The 19243-nt window shown below is 36.5% G+C and carries 15 protein-coding genes; 4 read left to right on the forward strand and 11 right to left on the reverse strand.

Annotated elements, in window-relative coordinates; genetic code table 11:
- Positions 1 to 80: 80 nt before the first annotated feature.
- From BMX24_RS10795 to rpsA, 3 genes are all read right to left on the reverse strand, one after another.
- Positions 81 to 2675, reverse strand: coding sequence for a T9SS-dependent M36 family metallopeptidase (locus BMX24_RS10795; protein ID WP_228404783.1), 2595 nt, complete (start codon positions 2673 to 2675; stop codon positions 81 to 83).
- A 163-nt stretch (positions 2676 to 2838) separates the two neighbouring features.
- The gene (locus BMX24_RS10800) at positions 2839 to 4347 is read right to left on the reverse strand and encodes a T9SS type A sorting domain-containing protein (protein WP_139176825.1); all 1509 of its coding nucleotides are present in this window, start codon (positions 4345 to 4347) and stop codon (positions 2839 to 2841) included.
- Positions 4348 to 4507: 160 nt separating this feature from the next.
- Positions 4508 to 6304, reverse strand: coding sequence for a 30S ribosomal protein S1 (rpsA, locus tag BMX24_RS10805; protein ID WP_089792404.1), 1797 nt, complete (start codon positions 6302 to 6304; stop codon positions 4508 to 4510).
- A 987-nt stretch (positions 6305 to 7291) separates the two neighbouring features.
- Between rpsA and BMX24_RS10810 the strand changes: the two genes are divergently transcribed.
- Complete coding sequence (locus BMX24_RS10810; protein ID WP_089792406.1) at positions 7292 to 8599, forward strand: DEAD/DEAH box helicase; 1308 nt, start codon at positions 7292 to 7294, stop codon at positions 8597 to 8599.
- Positions 8600 to 8775: 176 nt separating this feature from the next.
- On the opposite strand, the gene BMX24_RS10815 is transcribed toward BMX24_RS10810, so the two are convergent.
- Complete coding sequence (locus tag BMX24_RS10815) at positions 8776 to 9669, reverse strand: SMP-30/gluconolactonase/LRE family protein (RefSeq protein WP_089792408.1); 894 nt, start codon at positions 9667 to 9669, stop codon at positions 8776 to 8778.
- A gap of 197 nt (positions 9670 to 9866) precedes the next feature.
- Between BMX24_RS10815 and BMX24_RS10820 the strand changes: the two genes are divergently transcribed.
- Positions 9867 to 10211 (forward strand): MerR family transcriptional regulator, encoded by a 345-nt coding sequence (locus BMX24_RS10820; protein WP_089792409.1) that lies wholly within the window; start codon positions 9867 to 9869, stop codon positions 10209 to 10211.
- 131 nt (positions 10212 to 10342) lie between these two features.
- Complete coding sequence (locus BMX24_RS10825; RefSeq protein ID WP_089792411.1) at positions 10343 to 11398, forward strand: ComEA family DNA-binding protein; 1056 nt, start codon at positions 10343 to 10345, stop codon at positions 11396 to 11398.
- Positions 11399 to 11556: 158 nt separating this feature from the next.
- On the opposite strand, the gene rluF is transcribed toward BMX24_RS10825, so the two are convergent.
- The 6 genes from rluF to BMX24_RS10855 all read right to left on the reverse strand — a co-directional run bounded on the left by rluF (position 11557) and on the right by BMX24_RS10855 (position 15698).
- On the reverse strand, positions 11557 to 12279 hold the full coding sequence (gene rluF / locus BMX24_RS10830) for a 23S rRNA pseudouridine(2604) synthase RluF (protein WP_089792413.1): 723 nt from the start codon (positions 12277 to 12279) through the stop codon (positions 11557 to 11559).
- Positions 12279 to 12854 carry a hypothetical protein gene (locus BMX24_RS10835; protein ID WP_089792415.1) on the reverse strand — a complete coding sequence of 192 codons (576 nt, stop codon included), beginning with the start codon at positions 12852 to 12854 and terminating at the stop codon, positions 12279 to 12281. The genes rluF and BMX24_RS10835 overlap by 1 nt, the downstream gene beginning before the upstream one ends.
- On the reverse strand, positions 12851 to 13549 hold the full coding sequence (truB, locus tag BMX24_RS10840; RefSeq protein WP_089792417.1) for a tRNA pseudouridine(55) synthase TruB: 699 nt from the start codon (positions 13547 to 13549) through the stop codon (positions 12851 to 12853). Before truB ends, BMX24_RS10835 begins: the two co-directional genes overlap by 4 nt.
- Before the next feature lie 47 nt (positions 13550 to 13596).
- Positions 13597 to 14415 carry an undecaprenyl-diphosphate phosphatase gene (locus tag BMX24_RS10845; RefSeq protein ID WP_089792419.1) on the reverse strand — a complete coding sequence of 273 codons (819 nt, stop codon included), beginning with the start codon at positions 14413 to 14415 and terminating at the stop codon, positions 13597 to 13599.
- A gap of 81 nt (positions 14416 to 14496) precedes the next feature.
- The gene (locus tag BMX24_RS10850) at positions 14497 to 14796 is read right to left on the reverse strand and encodes a DUF3098 domain-containing protein (RefSeq protein ID WP_089792422.1); all 300 of its coding nucleotides are present in this window, start codon (positions 14794 to 14796) and stop codon (positions 14497 to 14499) included.
- Between the two features lie 2 nt (positions 14797 to 14798).
- The gene (locus BMX24_RS10855) at positions 14799 to 15698 is read right to left on the reverse strand and encodes a cell division protein FtsX (RefSeq protein ID WP_089792424.1); all 900 of its coding nucleotides are present in this window, start codon (positions 15696 to 15698) and stop codon (positions 14799 to 14801) included.
- Between the two features lie 92 nt (positions 15699 to 15790).
- Between BMX24_RS10855 and rsmA the strand changes: the two genes are divergently transcribed.
- On the forward strand, positions 15791 to 16561 hold the full coding sequence (gene rsmA, locus BMX24_RS10860; RefSeq protein ID WP_089792426.1) for a 16S rRNA (adenine(1518)-N(6)/adenine(1519)-N(6))-dimethyltransferase RsmA: 771 nt from the start codon (positions 15791 to 15793) through the stop codon (positions 16559 to 16561).
- Positions 16562 to 16770: 209 nt separating this feature from the next.
- On the opposite strand, the gene BMX24_RS10865 is transcribed toward rsmA, so the two are convergent.
- On the reverse strand, positions 16771 to 19143 hold the full coding sequence (locus BMX24_RS10865; RefSeq protein ID WP_089792428.1) for a choice-of-anchor L domain-containing protein: 2373 nt from the start codon (positions 19141 to 19143) through the stop codon (positions 16771 to 16773).
- Between the last annotated feature and the right edge of the window lie 100 nt (positions 19144 to 19243).

The following is a 19243-nucleotide window of genomic DNA, read 5'->3' on the forward strand; positions in this document are numbered from 1 at the left end:
AAGTTTTTTAATAATATATTTTAAAACAAAAATGACCATTCAATATTGAACAGTCATTTTTATTAGTATTTAAGTTAATATTATTTTCTTACAATTACTTTTGAAGTTGCATCGAAACCTAAACCTTTTACTTTAACCATATACGTTCCGTTGATCAGCTTGTCTGTAGAAATTGATTTTTTAGCATCGGGAGAAATCTTGTCTTCAGAAGACACCAACTTTCCAGACATATCATAAATCTCAACACTTACTTTTCCTAAAGTATTGCTTGGGAATTTGATAAAGAACTCATTTTTAGCCGGATTTGGATAGATTGAAATATTATTTTTAACTGTATTTACCTCATCCGTTGCTAGCACACATTCTGCCGGTACCGTAAAATCCTGAACCTGGTCATTGATGTTGGTTTTAGATCCTGCAGAAGCATTCACTCCTAATCCTCTTTTTGCAAAGGTTCTCCAGATCATACATTTGTCAACACCACCCGTCGTTGCAAGATCTGCATTTAAAATTGCATTTCTTCCATCAATAAAAGTAGGGTTACAAATCTGAAGCTTCAAACCATCCGTTACTAATTGTAGTACTCTTGAGCTACCGTTAGTCGTATTCGCCATCACGTCTGAAGAATAACCGTATTGAGCAACATATTGCCAGTGAAGATCCCACAGCATCGTTGCCCAAATAAAACCGATAGAGTGTGAATCAGGAACGAGTTGACCACTTGTATTGGTATATTCCATTCCGTTTGTATCTCCGTAAGTAAAGCCATTAATTGTAAAATCAGGTGAATATTTTGCAGGTCTGATTCCACCACCTGTAATTGGCTGTCCCATGACATAAGTCCCGGTTCCTCTTGGAACAGAGGCATTGTCTCCTGGTTTATTTGTTAACATTAGCGCAAAGAAATCAGACCAGCCTTCTCCCATTTGTTCCTTATCAGCACTTGAACTTAAACATCCTGAACCTGTACCTGTTAATCTATTAGAAATTCCATGTCCGTATTCATGAGTAACGATTCCGTTATCAAAACTTCCATCCGGAGTGATGCTTGTTGCAGGATCGTTTTTCAACGTTACGTTTACTATTGTACTTGCTGAAAGCTGGCTTTTAATATATTCTCCCTCCGAATTAGTAATTAAAACAGAAGGAATGGTAATCGTAGCATCAGTTCCCGACATATTCGACAACGTAGAACCATTTGCCGTATTATTATAAATGATCGCTGCAGTAGCACCGGCATTCTGTACATTTTTAACCTTAACTGTAAATGCACATGTTCCTCTTTCTACTAATCCTATTTTTCCTGCAAGTGAAGCCGCCGGCAATGCTGTACATCCATCCAGAACAGATGAAAGCTGCACATCTCCTGTAACTCCCGTTGCATCTAAAGGATTTCCAAATAATGCCGTTCCTACACTCGGTTGTCTCGGAACTGCCGCACTTGGCGCATTATAAAAGAAATTTCTATTTCTGGTAGACCAAAGATACATTTGCATTCTCGGCTTAGTTCCATCGGCAGGGGTTGCAAAGTTGGCATTGTTTATACCTCCTCCATCTTGTGCTTCTGCATTTACATAATCACTTCCCAAACCGCCAAGTCCGAAGTTGGTCTGCTGGAAATTTCTTGCCGCTGGTGTAAAGCCAAACATATAAAATATATCGTGTATCTTATTATTCATGTAGAATAAATTGGTAACAGATGCACTTAAATTGCTGGAAGGATCTGCATTAATACTGAACGGATAATCAAAATTTCTTGCAGCACCTCCATCAGGTGAAAAACCGATTATATTCGTTCCTGCAGTATCCTCATATGCATAGACATTATTTCCTCTTGTGTAGGTATATCGGGTTGTTCCGTCATAATGCCAGCCTTCCGGAGATGCCGTAATTATCCATGGATTATTCACAATTGATCTTGAGCCAAAAGTAGGAGCCTCCAACGGTAATGCAAAAATATTATACGAAGCATTATCCGGTGCAAGGAGTGAAAAACTTTGCTGAGTTCCATTCACGGGCCCAATGAAATTGTTCTGAATTTCTGTGTGATCATGTGAAAATGCATCATCATTGAAATTACAGGATAAATTCAAATCCAGTTTGCTGATGATATTTCCATTAGTTGCATCGACCAAAATATCCCAGTAATTCGGGGAATCCGGTTCCGGAAGGGAAAACTCATAGACAAGTTTTAAAACACCTCCGTTTTCAACATATACCAATCGCTGTTTAGCTGCCTGCTGATTTACCGGATCTGCATCAGAAAAGCCAAGAATAGGATAATTTTCAATTTTTTGCTTTTGCAGGTTCTGTGATATTTTTTGAAGTGCCGCAGTTTTACTGATTAAAGCATTATTTGGGGTAGCCGAGCTGTAATCCTTTAAAAAATTATCAATATAATACGTAATTTTATTATCTCTCACGATGGCTGTCCCTGCTGCATTGTAGACAGGCAATCCATTATAAGTCTGTTGAAATTTAACAACATTCCCATTCAATGATTTTGAAGGATCTACATTTTCTATAATAAAATTGGTAAGATCAGATTTCTTATATTCTCTAATCTTGTTTTGAGAAATGTAATCCTTAATCAACTTCTCATTATCTTGTCCGTATAAAACAGACGGAAAAATTGCCGATACGGCAAATAAAAGGGGTAAAGCTAACTTTTTCATATACACTAATAAAGTTGTTAATTTACAAATAATTAACAATAAAATAATATTTTATTTAAGGGATTATCATTAAAAACAGCAATCATTATATTATTTATAATTTTAAAATAAAAAAAGGCTGTCAACTGACAGCCTTTAATTAAATTTTTATTGTTTATTGATCTTATCTCTTAATTATTTTTTCTGTGTAAGTTATATTCTTATCAGAAACTATTTTCACAAGATAAATCCCTTCTTTTTGAGAATGCAAATCAACGTTTACTTCTTTTTCATTATTAAATGATGTGTTGTAAACGGTATTTCCGTTCAGGTCAAGAACCTGTAACTTTCCTGTTTCAATTCCTTTATTTAAAACAACTTTAAACATTCCATTGGTAGGATTCGGCGTAAGCTGCAATTTTTGTTCAACTGTTACCAAATTCTTTTTGTAATGATTCGGATCGGCATTTCTGTCCAGTTTAAAATCATTATTATTATTTTTTTGTTTTAAAAGCGGAGTACTTGGAACGCCTTTCATACAATCGAAATTGATATCATAACTAAAGAAAGGATACGTATTCCAGCTGGATGTATAATAGGTCTGACCGCCCACTTCATAAGCTAATGTCAGTAAGAATTTAAACTGCCCCGTTAAAGCACTTGGAGGAACACTGCTGAAATCGGCAGCTGTCATCCATTGCCAGAATCCGTTTGGAGGAGTCAATGTAGGGTTATATGAAACCGGATATTCATCACCAGTTGTAAGACTTACTATTGATAAATTTAAACCTATAAATGTTGCTCCGGCAGGTAAATCATAAGTTCCGAAAACAGACTGTACGGTATTGAATCCGCCACAATCATTTGGTTCATAATACATTTCTATATTTCCACCACCTGAATTTTCACAAACACCTTTCGTGATTTCTGTGATTTCGTCCGGCGTTAATAAAAAACTAGGCTTCCCGAAATATAATCTTGGAGAAATTCCGAAATCAGGATCATCTGTATTGTTTTCAACTGTCCCGAAATAAGAACCTCCCGCACTTGCAATAGATGCTGCAGCCTGAGTTGAATAGCTGTCATAGCTCACGTGCACGACAGCAAATTTTGTTTTTCTGTCTCTTTTGAATACTGTTACATTTTTAAATGCAGCCGGATCAGCATAGGTCGTGTCATAGTAATTTACAAGATAAGAACCACTTACGAGATCTCCTCCTGCTCTTCCTGCATCCGTGAACAAAATAAAGACAAAAGAATTTGAAGGATCTCTGTGTAAAGTAGTTTGAGGGCTCACAATATCCGGGTTGGGAGTACCATCCAAAGCATTTCCTACCAGCCCTAAAGCTTCATGAAAATGATCTCCGACGTCTAATCTTCTTACAAAACTTTGAGCCGTAACTATATTATTCGTAAAATCTGACTCGATATAAATGATCGGGTGGCTTGGTGAGCTTCCCAACAGGGCTGTTCCGTAGTGAACCACACTTACCCTGTTTTTTGGATTACAGGCTAATATTTTCTCGATAAGTTTTTTAGCACTGATTCTCATTTCCTCATAAGCCTGACTGCCAATGGAGGCACTGTTGTCGATACAGATGATAAAATCGGTTCCGGCGCCCGGTGTCTGGGCTTTTGAGAAGTTTAATGACATAAAAAATGCCATAAGCAAAAATAAAAATGCTTTTTTCATAGTTAATATTTTGTTTTTTGATTCAGGTAAAAGTAATAATTTTTCTTTATTTGGTGATATATTTTTAAAAAAATAAATCAAATTATTAAAAAAGCATAATTTGATAAACAAAAAAAAGCCACTCAAATGAGTGGCTTAATTATTTAAATAGAGGTCAGGATTATTTACCTTCTTCCATTTTTCTTTTCAATTCTGCTAATGCATCGATATCTCCTAAAGTAGATCTTTCTTCATTGTTTGAAGAAGATACATTGTTAGATCTGTTGTTAGAAGCTTCTCTTGCATTTTTCTTCTCTTCATCTCTGAAGATACCTGTGTGAGAAACAACAACTCTCTTGAATTCTTTGTTGAATTCGATAACTTTGAATTCAGCAGTTTCACCTTTCTTGATTTTAGATCCATCTTCTTTCTCTAATAATCTTGAAGGGCAGAACGCTTCAACTTCAGCATCTTCGAATTGTACAGAAGCTCCTTTATCGTGAACTTCTACAGCAGTTCCTGTGTGTACAGTTCCTTCAGCATATTTAGTTTCGAATGCATCCCATGGGTTTTCAGTCAATTGTTTGTGACCTAGAGATAATCTTCTCGCCTGGATGTCTAATTCTAGAACTACAACATCTAATTTATCACCTACTGCGCAGAACTCAGATGGATGCTTGATTTTCTTAGTCCAAGAAAGATCAGAGATGTAGATCAACCCGTCGATACCTTCTTCCAACTCTACGAATACACCAAAGTTTGTGAAGTTTCTTACAGTTCCTACATGCTTAGATCCTACAGGATACTTAGTTTCGATATTTTCCCATGGATCTTTAGATAATTGTTTGATACCAAGAGAAATCTTTCTTTCGTCTCTATCTAAAGTAAGTACTTCAGCTTCCACCTCGTCACCTACTTTTACGAAATCACCTGCAGATCTCAAGTGAGTAGACCAAGACATTTCAGAAACGTGGATCAATCCTTCTACACCTGGAGCGATTTCTACGAATGCACCATAGTCAGCAAGAACTACTACTTTTCCTTTTACTTTGTCACCTACTTTCAAGTCAGCAGAAAGAGCATCCCAAGGGTGAGCTTCTAATTGCTTCATACCCAATTGGATTCTTGTTTTCTCATCATCGAAATCAAGGATAACTACTTTTACAGTTTGTCCGTCCTCAAGGATTTCAGATGGGTGATTTACTCTAGACCAAGAAAGATCTGTAATGTGGATCAATCCATCTACACCACCTAAGTCGATGAACACACCGTAAGAAGTGATATTCTTAACAGTACCTTCAAGAACCTGACCTTTCTCTAATTGAGAGATGATTTCTTTTTTCTGACCTTCGATATCTGCTTCGATCAATGCTTTGTGAGAAACTACTACGTTTTTGAACTCAGGGTTGATTTTCACAACTTTGAACTCCATAGTTTTTCCTACGAACTGATCGTAATCTTTAATTGGCTTAACATCAATTTGAGAACCAGGTAAGAATGCTTCGATTCCGTGTACGTCTACGATCATACCCCCTTTTGTTCTTGATTTTACAAAACCGTTTACGATTTCTCCAGTTTCGTGAAGTTCGTTTACTTTATCCCAAGCTTTAAGCGTTCTAGCTTTTCTGTGAGATAATTGTAACTGACCAGTTTTGTCTTCTCTCTTGTCAACCATTACTTCTACTTCATCACCTACCTTAAGACCTTGGTTGTAACGGAATTCGTTTAGAGAGATTACACCTTCAGATTTGAAGTTGATGTCTACGATAGCTTCCTTGTCAGTTAATCTTACAACTTTCCCAATTAGAACGTCGTTATCGTCTAAGTTGTTTAAAGATCCGTTGTAGATTTCTTCTAGATCGCTTTTTTCTTTTCTCGCATCTGCATCAAGACCTGATTCGAAAGAATCCCAATCAAATTGTTCTGGTGCTACGTTTTGGTTTAAAATAACCTCTGCTGAATTTGTCTCTTTTGACATTTTCTAATAAAATTTGTATTCCTTCTTTTTTAACGGTTTGAATAAATGCGGATTAAAAAATACGGAAGTAATTAATTTTTAGTAATTTACTCTTCAAACCTTCTCGCCACAAAAGTGGGTGCAAAGATATGAAAATTATTTAAGAAAAACAACAATTTCAAAAGTCTTAAAATAACACTTAACACATTCATAATCAACCTACAATATTTTCAGGAGCTTGATCTCGCTATCCACTTTTACTCCTCGTTCCGGCGCTGTCCAACACCAAACCCTCCCCTTTCCATTCCTTACTGCGGGGTAACCGTTACTATCGAGGCTAGGGTCGCGGGGTCTGTTTCAATATCTGTCATTACGAACAGACTGAAGGTTTGCGAAAGTAGTTCAGAAACAACGAAACAACCTCAATAAGTGTAAACTTTTATTGCATCAAGTTTGTCATACTGAAAGGATCTCAACAATGATATAATTATAATGTTGTATCGTATGTCATTGCGAAGAGCGTAGCGACGAAGCAATCTCACTTTCTAATTAAGCCTAGCGTTACTCTGGATACTTCCAGCCTGACAAATTTTGAGTATAATTATCAAAGACCTTTGAGTCTGACTTTTGGTGTTATTGTAACGAGATTGCTTCGTCGCTACGCTCCTCGCAATGACCTAAACATGTTGAATCAGTCGAAATATTGAATAACAGCCAAAAACCCTAGCCCCGATTGAAGTGAAAATCCCGCAATGGAGCGGCGGAGCGAAGCGGAGCCGCGTAATGAGGAATTGCAATGGAAAGCGGGAATAGCTTCTAATAAAAGAAGGAAGCGGGAGGATGGGTGATGGAAGTTTTACAGGGTTGAAAAAAGAGATTCTTCACTTCGTTCTGAATGACACAACGCAAAAAAACTCAAAACATTCAACTTTAAACATCGAACCTTAAACTATAAACCAGCAACAGGCAACCATCAACAACCAACCCCAAATTCATTACCTTTGCAGCATGGAATTAGAATCTATCTACAAAAAACTGCAGATTCAGGATATGAATCAGATGCAGAAATCTACATATAAAGCCACTGAAAACAAGCAGGATGTGGTTTTGCTCTCTCCTACCGGTTCGGGAAAAACGTTGGCTTTTTTATTTCCTGTCCTTCGAAATCTTAAGAAAAATGGTTCCGGGATTCAGACTTTAATTTTGGTTCCGGCGAGGGAATTGGCACTACAGATCGAACAGGTTTTTAAGGCGATGGGTACAGATTTTAAAGTTTCCGTTTGTTACGGAGGCCATGATAAAAAAATTGAAGTGAATAATCTGATTGAAGCTCCGGCGGTATTGATCGGAACTCCCGGAAGGGTTGTTTACCACCTAAGAAATAACAATTTTGATCCGAAAACAATTCAGACATTAGTGCTGGATGAGTTTGATAAAGCTTTGGAACTTGGATTTCATGATGATATGGAATTTATTTTAAACGCTTTAAAAAACACTTCACAAAGGATTTTGACTTCCGCTACAGCGATGGATGAAATTCCGCAATTCACTGGGTTAAAAGATGAGAAAATCATAGATTTTTTAAAATTAAGTGAAGTAAAACCGGATATTCAGTTGCGAAAAGTAATGACTATTTCTGAGGAAAAATTAGATACTTTATTTAATCTAATCTGTAAAATCGGGAATAAAAGAACGCTGATTTTCTGTAATCACCGCGACGCCGTCGACCGTATTTCCGAGCTTCTGCGTGAAAAAGGAATCGACCGTGAAACCTTCCACGGCGGAATGGAACAGGACGAAAGAGAACGCGCTTTATTGAAATTCAGAAATGATTCTGCGAGAATTCTGATCACCACCGATTTGGCGGCAAGAGGTCTGGACGTTCCGGAAGTTGAGTCGATTGTTCATTATCAATTGCCTCCGAAAGAAGATGCTTTCATCCACAGAAACGGCCGTACCGCAAGGATGAATGCCAAAGGTTTTGCCTATCTGATCATGACGGAGGAAGAAAATTTTCCTTTCATCAAAAGTAATACGCCCGAGGAAAGTGTTGCTGGCTTCAATAAAGTTCCTGAGAAAACACCTTTTCAGACGATTTACATCAGTGCTGGAAAAAAAGATAAAGTGAATAAAGTAGACATCGTAGGATATCTGCTGAAAAAAGGTGAACTTCAGAAAGAAGATGTGGGCTTAATCGAGGTTAAAGACACGACTTCTTATGTTGCCGTATCCAGAAATAAGGTAAATGCCTTGCTGAAAAAACTGAGCAATGAAAAGCTGAAGGGGAAAAAAGTGAAAATGGAGGTTGCTTATTAACCTTAAACACGAATTCCACTAATTTTACACGAATAACACGATTATTTATCAATAGGAACGGGCTTTAGCCCGTTTTTTTATAAGTAAAATCAATCAATTTGGCTTTAGCCAAAACTTAGAACTTCTTTTTGAATTTGTGATATTCGTGTAAAATTAGTGCAATTCGTGTTTAAAAACTATTTCACACCCTTCACCTTTGTCGGTAAAATATACACTGATTTTGATGCGGTAATGAATAAAATTTCGTTATTCTTTCCTCCGAAGGTTACGTTTGAAGTCCAATCTTCTTCAATTGGGATATGGTAGATTTTTTTTCCTTCACGGCTGAAAATGTGGACACCTTTTCCGGTTAGGTATAAATTTCCGTTTTTATCCAGCGTCATTCCATCCGAACCCATTTCGCAGAAAAGCCTTTTTTCGGATAATTTTCCTTCTCCCAGAATATCATAAACATACGTTTTTCCGGCATCAATATCCGAAACATATAATTTTTTGAACTTCTCACTTCCAACAATTCCGTTGGGTTGGGTAAATGTGTCAAGTTTTGAAATTTTACCGTCTTTATTTCTGTAATACAAACTTTTATGGGGAATTTCCTGTTTGAAATTTTTCCAGTATTCTCTTTCATACAAAGGATCGGTGAAGTACATTCCTCCAAATTCGTCGTTCCAAACATCATTAGGTCCGTTGAGTCTTTTTCCTTCAAAATCTTTAAGCAAAACCTGTATTTTTTTATCTTTCGAAATTTTCCAGATCTCGCCATTGTCGTCCGAACAGGTAATCAGATTATCATCCTTATCGAAATGTGTTCCGTTTGCTCTACCTGTTTTACTCAGAAATTCAATGATTTTATTGGTTTTCCAGTCCCAATAATAGATTTTATCATTAGGCTGATCCGTAAAATAAACATTGCCTTCCTTATCCGAAGAAGGCCCTTCCGTAAAACTGAACTGATCCGAAACTTTTTCCGGACTTACACCATCATAAAACATACTATTCGTATTTACTGATTTACAGTTAACTAATACTAAAACCAAACCAACCCAGCCGATTTTAAAGATATTTTTCATACCACCTTATTTTAAGTGTGTACAATTTACGATTTGTAAGCTCAGATTCAAATATTATTTTCTCATTTTGAGAAATCAAAGTAGTTTAAAAGAAGTAAGTTTTTCAAATTTCAATTTCATCATAGAATGAACTTTTTATGTGTTCTATTTGTACTAAAATTTAAAAAATTTTATCTTTGAACATTAGGATTCGAAAAATGAAGATAAATTTACCCGATAAACTGTATTATTCTATAGGAGAAGTGGCTAAAGCATTTGATGTAAACACCTCATTGATACGGTATTGGGAGCAGGAATTCCCTATCATTAAACCTAAAAAAAATAAAAAAGGTAATCGCTACTTCACTCCCGAAGACATCAAAAACCTGCAAATGATCTATCATCTGGTCAAAGAAAAAGGCTATACCCTTGATGGAGCGCGTGTTGCATTAACAACGAACAGTAAAATTTCCGAAACTGTTACAATAATCGATCGTCTTGAATTTGTAAAAGCTGAATTATTAAAACTAAAGGAATCTTTGGTTGAAAAAGACAGTGAATAAGTTGAAAATTTCACGTCCTGCGTTGGTTCCAGTGTATTTTTTGAAAGGATAAATCACTATTTCTATTCTAAAATAATTCAATTTCAATCTGTCCATTGCGATGACTTACAATTATTGTTAAGTTTACAGCGATGAAAAAAATATACTACCAAAAAGTAGCATTCATGGGAATGCTGCTCATTATTTTATTTGCTTTCCAAAAATATACAAGTAAAAATAAGGAAGATTTTTCCAATGTAAAATTCATTGCGGAAAACGCCACTCCAATGCATCTCACTGCTTTTGATCCCAATGATCTGGACGAAAAACAGTGGCAAGATCTTGGTTTCACCGAAAAGCAAATTTCAACCATTCTTAATTACAAAAAAATAGTCGGCGGAAAATTTATTTCGAAGGAACAGTTTAGAAAGTGTTATGCTGTTTCTGGTGAAAAATTCAGTGAACTGGAATCGTATATTTTACTTCCGGAAACTAATAAAGACACTAAAAATAACGATTACAAAAGCTTTCCAAATAGTTTTAATTCTGAAAAAGCTAAAATCATTTATCACAATTTTGATCCCAATACTTTAGATTTTAACGGCTGGAAATCTTTTGGTTTTTCTGACAAACAGTCGCAAACGATTCTCAATTATCGCGACAGAATTCTAAAAGGTAGTTTTAAAAATTTAGAAGATATTCAAAAATGTTTTGTGATTTCTTCTGAGAAATTTAGTGAGCTGAAACCTTATATTAAACTGAATCCATCGACAATTGCCCAGAACACCGATGCTCCGAAAACTAAGGTCATTCAGGAAAAAACAGATTTCTCAAAAACAGATTTGAATGTCATAACTTTTAAGCAGCTTTTAGAATTTGGCTTGGATGAAAAAAGTGCTGGAATGATCATAGGTTTTAGAAAAAAATTAGGAGGATTCGTCAATAAAGAACAAATTTTAACGACTTACAATATTGATAAAGAACTTGTACAAAAACTCCTTTCCATCGCACCTTTAAATACTTCAAACGTTCAAAAATATACCTTAATTGATGCTCCGGAAGAATGGCTGAAAAATCATCCTTATTTCAAATATTCTGCAGATAAAATTATTTTTTACAGGTTAAGCGAAAAAGATGAGAAGAAAATTTGGAAACTTTTGAGAACAAAACCGGAATATGAGGCGAGGATGAAGCTGTATCTGAAGTGAGATGCGAGGTGCGAGGTTCGGGATGCGAGTTGCTAGTTGCTGGTTTCTAAGTGAATTGCTTAGTTTGTGTTGAGATACTGAGCCGAGTCGGAGCATCTTGTAACTTAAAATCAAAAACTAACAACCAAAAACAAGCAACTAGCAACCAGCAACCAATATTAATCAAAAGTCTTACTAGACCCTTCCACCAATGCATTCAATGTTGAAAGTTCTTCATCCGTTAAATCCCTCCATTTTCCGATAGGAAGATCCAGTTTGATATTTAAGACACGGATTCGTTTCAGTTTTTTTACTTCGTAGCCAAGATATTCGCACATTCTGCGGATTTGTCGGTTTAGACCTTGTGTCAGAACAATCCGGAAATTCATTTCGTCGATTTTTTCAACTTCACATTTTTTTGTGACAGTATCTAAAATAGGAACTCCGTTTCTCATTTTATCGAGGAATTTAGGAGTGATGGGTTTATCTACCCTTACAATATATTCTTTTCCGTGATTATTTCTTGATCTTAAAATTTTATTCACAATATCACCATCACTGGTTAAAAGTATCAACCCTTCACTTGGCTTATCCAATCTTCCGATCGGGAAAATCCTTTTTGGATGGTTGATATAGTCGATGATATTATTTTTCTCACGTTTGGTATCGGTCGTGCAGACAATTCCTACCGGTTTGTTGAAAGCGATGTACACATGATTTTCCTGTGGTTCGCGGATAGGCTTTCCGTCAACTTCTATCACATCTTCATCGGAAACTTTCGTTCCCATTTCCGGAATTTCACCGTTGATTTTTATTCTGCCTTCCTCCAAAAGCTTATCTGCAGCTCGCCTTGAACAGTAGCCGACTTCCGATAAGTATTTATTGATACGTGTTTTTTCCATTAATCTTCTCCGTAACCTGTATAATTTTTATTACTGAAAATGGTAATTCCATAGCTCAATCCAATGAAAAAAGGATTGGCTCCTCCTATTGCATGTCTTTCAAAAGTAATTCCTCCTTCCTGACTCAACCGTTTTGAATACGAAACCTGCATTCCCAATCTTGCACCCCAAAATTCAGCATCAGAAACAACTGAGTTGTTGATTTGCTTTCCATAATTAATATCGATGTAAAAAGGACGGTCACCAGGAGCAAAAATAAACTTCGGCTGGATTACAAAATATATCAGATGATAATTATCCTCTATAAAACTATATCGCAAACCACTTCCAATGGCAAAGTTAGGAAGAAAATTATAACCACCGATTGCCGTAATTCCATAAGTGATTTTATTAGGTGGTTGAGTTTGAATATATTGAGTATTGTTTGGGATCTCTTTTTCTTTATTTAAATTAAGACCAATGTTTAACGATGGATTAAAATAAAAATCCATTTTCTGTTTTTTCGATTCTGTTTCCTGAGAAAAAGCTTTAAAACATACAATTAAACCAAGAATAATAAGTAATTTTTTCGTCATAAACTTTCAAATCTAAAATCATTTTCCAAAAAATCAGACGTTGCATCTTCAATTTTATACTCTCCGATTTTCGTTCTTCTTAATTGTGTTAAATAAGCGCCGACTCCCAATTCCTGACCAATATCATGAGCCAGACTTCGAATGTAAGTGCCTTTTGAACATCCCACCGTAAAACTTACCAATGGAAGATCGATTTTAATATCCTGAATGTAAAAAATAGTTGTTTTTCTGGATTTCATTTCAACCTCTTCTCCTGCTCTAGCCAAATCGTAAGCTCTTTTTCCATCAATTTTTATTGCTGAAAAAACCGGTGGCGTCTGATCAATTTCACCTACGAATTTTTCCAAAGCCGTTTTAATTTGTTCTTCCGTAACACTCGAAATGTCCTGTTGAAGGATTTCCGGCTTCTCGGTGTCGTAAGATTCTGTCTGAACCCCGATCTTTATTTCTGTCCAGTATTCTTTCGGAGCATCCTGAATTTCAGGGATTTTCTTTGTAAATTTCCCGCAGCAGACAATTAAAAGTCCTGTCGCTCTCGGATCCAAAGTTCCGGCGTGCCCGATTTTAAATTTCTTAGGAAGATTAAATTCTCTTTTGAGTTTATATTTCATTTTATTGACTGCCTGAAAAGAGGTCCAATCCAGCGGTTTGTCCAATAAAAATATATGTCCTGATTGTAAGTCTTCTGCGGTCATTAATTATGAGTAATGGGTAATTAGTAATTATACCTTCTAACTGAATTTTATTGAAAGAAATAGAAATAAATTAACAACGCTACTCCGACAAAAATACGGTACCATCCCCAAGGTTTGAAACCATATTTATTCAAAACGCCGATGAATGCTTTTATTGCGATCAATGCAACGATAAACGCCACAATATTTCCTACAATAAAAATCGTGATATGATCCTGAGAGGAAAGTATCATTTCGTAACCTTTTTGAGGATTCGGTGTTTCTTTCCCCCATGTTTTCAGGAAAACAGAATACACCGTCACCGCCAACATCGTAGGAACCGCCAAAAAGAATGAAAACTCTGCTGCTGCCTTTCTTGTCAGCCCCTGAGCCATTCCACCGATTATGGAAGCCGCACTCCTACTCGTTCCGGGCATCATAGCCAGACATTGCCAGAAGCCGATTGTGATGGCATTTCTTACTGTAATTCCTTTTTCGTCGTCGATTTTAGGATTTTTAAACCATTTGTCTGCAAATAATAAAATAACTCCACCCAGCACCAATACTGATGAAATGGCAATCTGATTCCCCAGAACCGCTTCAATTTTATCATCAAACAAATATCCCAAAACCAAAGCCGGAACTACAGCAAAGCCTAGCTTAAAATAAAACTGTAAATTTTTCAAATCAAAGAATTTTTTCCAGTAAGCCACTACTACAGAAAGAATCGCCCCAAACTGAATGGAAACCTGAAACATTTTTAAAAATTCGTCTTCCTGTAAGCCCAACAAATTTGCTGTAAAGCCCATATGCGCCGTAGAAGATATCGGAAGATATTCTGTTAATCCTTCAATAATAGCAATAATAATTGCCTTGATTAAATCCATAATTTATCGTTTTATCAAAAAAAACTTTGTCAAAGTTTAGAACCCTGACAAAGCTAATATATCATTTGCTTTACAATGCATTTATTTTCTTTTCAAAATCGCATACACTTCGATTGCGAAACCGATCACTACAAACAGTGGTGCAATTCTGATTCTGCGAATGGAAAAAATTCCGTCATTCCAGGAATTGGGATCAAATTTTCCATCAACTGTATTGGCATCCGAACCCATCATGAGAAGGAAACCCACTACAATAAATGCCAAACCGATAAGCATCCATTTAAAGTTTTGCTGTCCGAAATAAAATGTGTTTTCCTGTGGAACTTCAGGGATGTCTTTCCCAAAACTGTCTGCGGAAAATTTATTTGTTTTTTTGCTCATTTTTAAGAGTAATATAAGTCGTCAACGTTTGATCTTAAGAATCTCCAGGTTGCAATAACCGTACTTAAAACCGTAATAAAAATTCCCACTCCAAGTACCAGAATTACCAACCAGAAATACTGATTATTGTCCTGTACAAATGCAGACCCGATCTGGCTTGTGAAGTAATACCAAACTCCAAACAAGGCAAGAAGCCCGATGACAGAGCCAATAGCGCCCAAGATCACTGCTTCTATGATGAAAGGTTTCAAGATAAATCTTCTCTTCGCTCCTACCAGCTGCATGGTTTTAATGATAAATCTTTTTGAGAATATTTTCAGACGAATTGAATTATTAATTAAAACAACCGCTAAGATTAAAAATAATATAGAAAAACCTAAAATCCATTTAAGAATTCTGCTCAGGTTGTTGTAAACATCCACCATTAATGTGCTGTCGTTCTTCACATCAATAATCCCCGGAACAGCTTTGATCACCTTGATCGCACCATCAATCTTTGCAGGATCTACGTATTCAGGTTTTAAAGCAACTTCTATAGATGATGGGAAAATATTTTCTTCGAAAAGCGCATCTGTATCGATCCCCATGCTTTTTTTAGCTTCTTGTGCGGCCATTTCCCTGGAAATGTAAGTCGCCTTTTTTACAGGAGCCAACGTCTGTATTTCTTTGAAAACCTCAGCTTCCATTTTTGCAATTTTGGCAGAATCCTTAACATTATAATTTTCGTCAAAGTAAGCATTTACAACAAGCTGTTCTTTGATATAGTCGGAATATTTCTGGGCATTAATTAAAATAAGTCCCATTAATCCTAACAAAAATAACACTAAGGCAATACTTATTACTACTGTAATATTGCTAGACCTAAGCCTTTTCTTATTAAACTCATCTACAGATTTAGCCATTAATATTAAAATTTTTGGCTAAAATAGAAAAAAACTTCCGAAATTTGGGAACGAAAAAGAGAAAATCACTGTTAATAAAATCATAAAAAACATTGAGTGTAAAAGCAAAAAAGCATCTTGGTCAACACTTTTTGACGGATGAAAACATCGCAAGAAAAATTGTAGAAGGTCTTAGTTTTGAGGGCTATCAGAATGTCATGGAAGTAGGCCCCGGAATGGGGGTTCTTACCAAATACCTACTTGAAAAAGATCAGAACATCTACCTTGCAGAAATTGATAAAGAATCGATTGAATATCTGAAAAAAAACTACGCTAAAGTAACGGAAGAGACTTTCGTAGGAGATTTTCTGAAACAGGATTTTCAGTTCACCAAAGGAGAGCAGATCGCTATTATCGGAAACTTTCCTTATAATATTTCCTCACAGATTTTGTTTAAAATCATTGATCATTACGGGCTGGTTCCTGAAATGGTGGGAATGTTTCAAAAGGAAGTTGCGGAAAGAACAGCGGCGGTTCCAAGGACGAAAGACTACGGAATTCTGTCTGTTTTGGTTCAGGCATATTATGACACTTCATATCTGTTTACGGTGCATGAAAATGTGTTTAATCCGCCTCCGAAGGTGAAATCCGGCGTTATCAGACTGACGCGGAATCCCAAAGAGGGTTTGGCTGGAAATGAGGTTTTATTTAAACAAATCGTAAAAGCAGGTTTTAACCAGAGAAGAAAAAAACTGTCCAATGCCCTGAAAATTCTGAATATTCCTGAAGCTTTAAAAACGCATGAATTCATGGATAAAAGAGCGGAGGAATTGAGTGTTGCAGATTTTATTTCTTTTACTCAGCTGTGGAAGCAGAATCTTTAGACACGAATGACGCAGATTTTTGGCACAAATTTTACAAATGATAATGTATTATTTTAAGTTTTGGCTAAAGCCGATTTGAATATTTAATATCTTTTTAAACGGGCTAAAGCCCGCTCTTATCGAATCATTAAAATTCTTCGGAAATTTCATCATTAAAAAAGCCTTTCAATTTCTTGAAAGGCTTTTTTTGTTTGCATTATCGATTTTATTTATTCTCTGTTTTTAAGCATGATCCAACCTGATTGGCTCATATTAACTTTTGATTTCGGATACTGGAAGTTGAACTTATACCAGTACGTTGCAGTTGGTAATTTTTTACCGCCTACTGTTCCGTTCCAGATAGGATTTTGTTTTGAGAATCTGAACATTTCAGAACCGTATCTGTCGTAGATAGATCCCGTAAAGTTTTGGAAGTCTCCTAATGCTGTAAGATCTAAAGTATCATTAACACCATCCTGGTTCGGAGTGATAATATTTGAGATATGAAGTGTAAAGAATTCAAGTGCGCCAACACAATGAGTTCCTACCGTTCTTACCTGAATATGATACGTTGTATTATTCTGAAGGTTTGTAAATACATTAGACGGCTGCCAAGAAATACCTCCATCAACAGAATATTCTACCGTTTGAGGAATATTATTGATCATCGGTACCTCTGCAGTGATCGTTAAGGTATTGTTGCTGTAATCAACATTCGTAACAAACGGAGAAGCTGCCGCTAAAACGTGAGCCGTAAATGTTTTTTCACAATATCCGTTTTTGATCGTTACCGTGTAAATTCCTAACTCATCTACATTAATGGTCTGTGTAACCTCACCTGTACTCCACTGATAAGAGTAGTTTGGTCCTGCACCTGCATCAAGAGTTACTCTGTCTCCCACACACATTTCTACGTCTGCCAATGGAGAAGTAAGCTCAGGAACCACTTCTACCGTAATTGTAGCAGGCTGTAAAGACTTACATCCTTTCGGACCTAAAGCATATACTGTGAAAGTTGTTGTATTGTAAACTGCAGCAGACTGCGTGTTTCCTGTTCCAGGGAAGTTACCCCACTGATAAGTTGTACCTCCCGTTGCTGTAAAATCTACAACTTCTCCAGGACAAACTTTTAATTTTGATGCTACTACATGAGCTGTTGGTGTAGCTTCTTTTAGTAATTTTAATTCAATCATTTTACTACAGAAACCGCCATTTGATACGACTACGTATAAAATCTGACCGTCATTTCCATTATAATGTAAAATATCCTGAATATAATCTCCATTTTGAGCTATCGCATCTGCCTGATCTTCATAAAAATGGAATACCGCACCTGATGTTGTACTAATCGATGGCATGGCATCTGTAAGGTCAAACCACGTGACGTCGGTCGTTGTACAGAGCAGCAATGTTGCATCAACAGCAGCAGGCGTTGTGCCTCCATTAATTTTTATATTGGCTTTACCCGGACAAGGATTTCCTGGGAAAGACACCTGAATTTCATAATTACCCGGTTGAGTTGCCGTAATCGTTGGCGTAGTAGCTCCCTGAATGGCAACACCATTGAAGAACCACTGGTACGTCATATTCGGGTCACTTACAGAAGCAGTGATTACCTGAGGTACATTATCACAAACGTTGATTTCTTCCGGCAAAGTAGCTCCTGTAGGATCTAATAATTCAACACCGATGTTGAAAGATCCCCCTTCCAGGAATACTGCAGAATCATAGCTGCTGTCAATCGCATCAGCCAAAACCATTTTAAAGTGATAAGACTGTCCCGGAATTACAGTTGCAGTCGCCTGTAAAGGAACTGTTCTACCATTAAAGTTGGTTTCGATATTTGATGTATTGTATCCTCCAAAAAAGCTTACGTTAGGAGCACCACACCCCATATCAAATCCTGTAAAGCTATTTTGAGGGTGAATATTGGTAACACTTACAGGTCCCGTACCCGGAGCAGGTAAAACGGCCATGTTTACGTAAGGTCCACCTGCGGTAGGTTTTAATAATAAAGCAAATGCATCTGAGAAGCTGCATGGGAAAGATCCTGTATATTCTTCAGAAGCAAAAAGGTAATTAAACTTCACCTGGCTTGAAGTAGGTACGAAGTCAAATTCCAGAATTACAGCATCATTAAGTGTTGCCGTAGGATTGGTAGCCGCTACCAAATCAGGATCACTTCCTGTTGACAAATCGTCTCCAAGAGTAGAGCTGATGTAGCTATTTCCCGCTTTATTAGCATATCCTGTCGTTAATACGATACCATCCGTAAAAGGGAAATTGGTAGTTCCTTTGTGGAAATACCCCCAAGATCTGTTGGCATCACTGGCTGGTAAGTTCGGACTTACCTGAACATTTGATACGTTTGGTGTCACGCATGAATTCGTTCCTGACGAGATCAACACATCTTTTACCAGTTGCAAAGGAGTATACGCCGTAGGTGCATAACTTGGTGCATTTACATCAATAAAAGCACCCGCTTTCATTGTTAAAGCAGAAGCTTTTTCTTTCTGAGGCTTCCTGGGTGTAATATTTTGCGAATAAAAGAGACTCGACGAGGAGACTATAAAAAAAGAAAACAATAGTAGATATCTCTTCATAATAATTTTGTTTTAACAAATTTAATTTTTTTTTAAATATACCACACATATATTTAACTTTTTTATCAAAAAAAACAAAAAGCCTCTCAGATTGAGAGGC

Source organism: Chryseobacterium wanjuense, assembly GCF_900111495.1.
GTDB classification, from domain to species: domain Bacteria; phylum Bacteroidota; class Bacteroidia; order Flavobacteriales; family Weeksellaceae; genus Chryseobacterium; species Chryseobacterium wanjuense.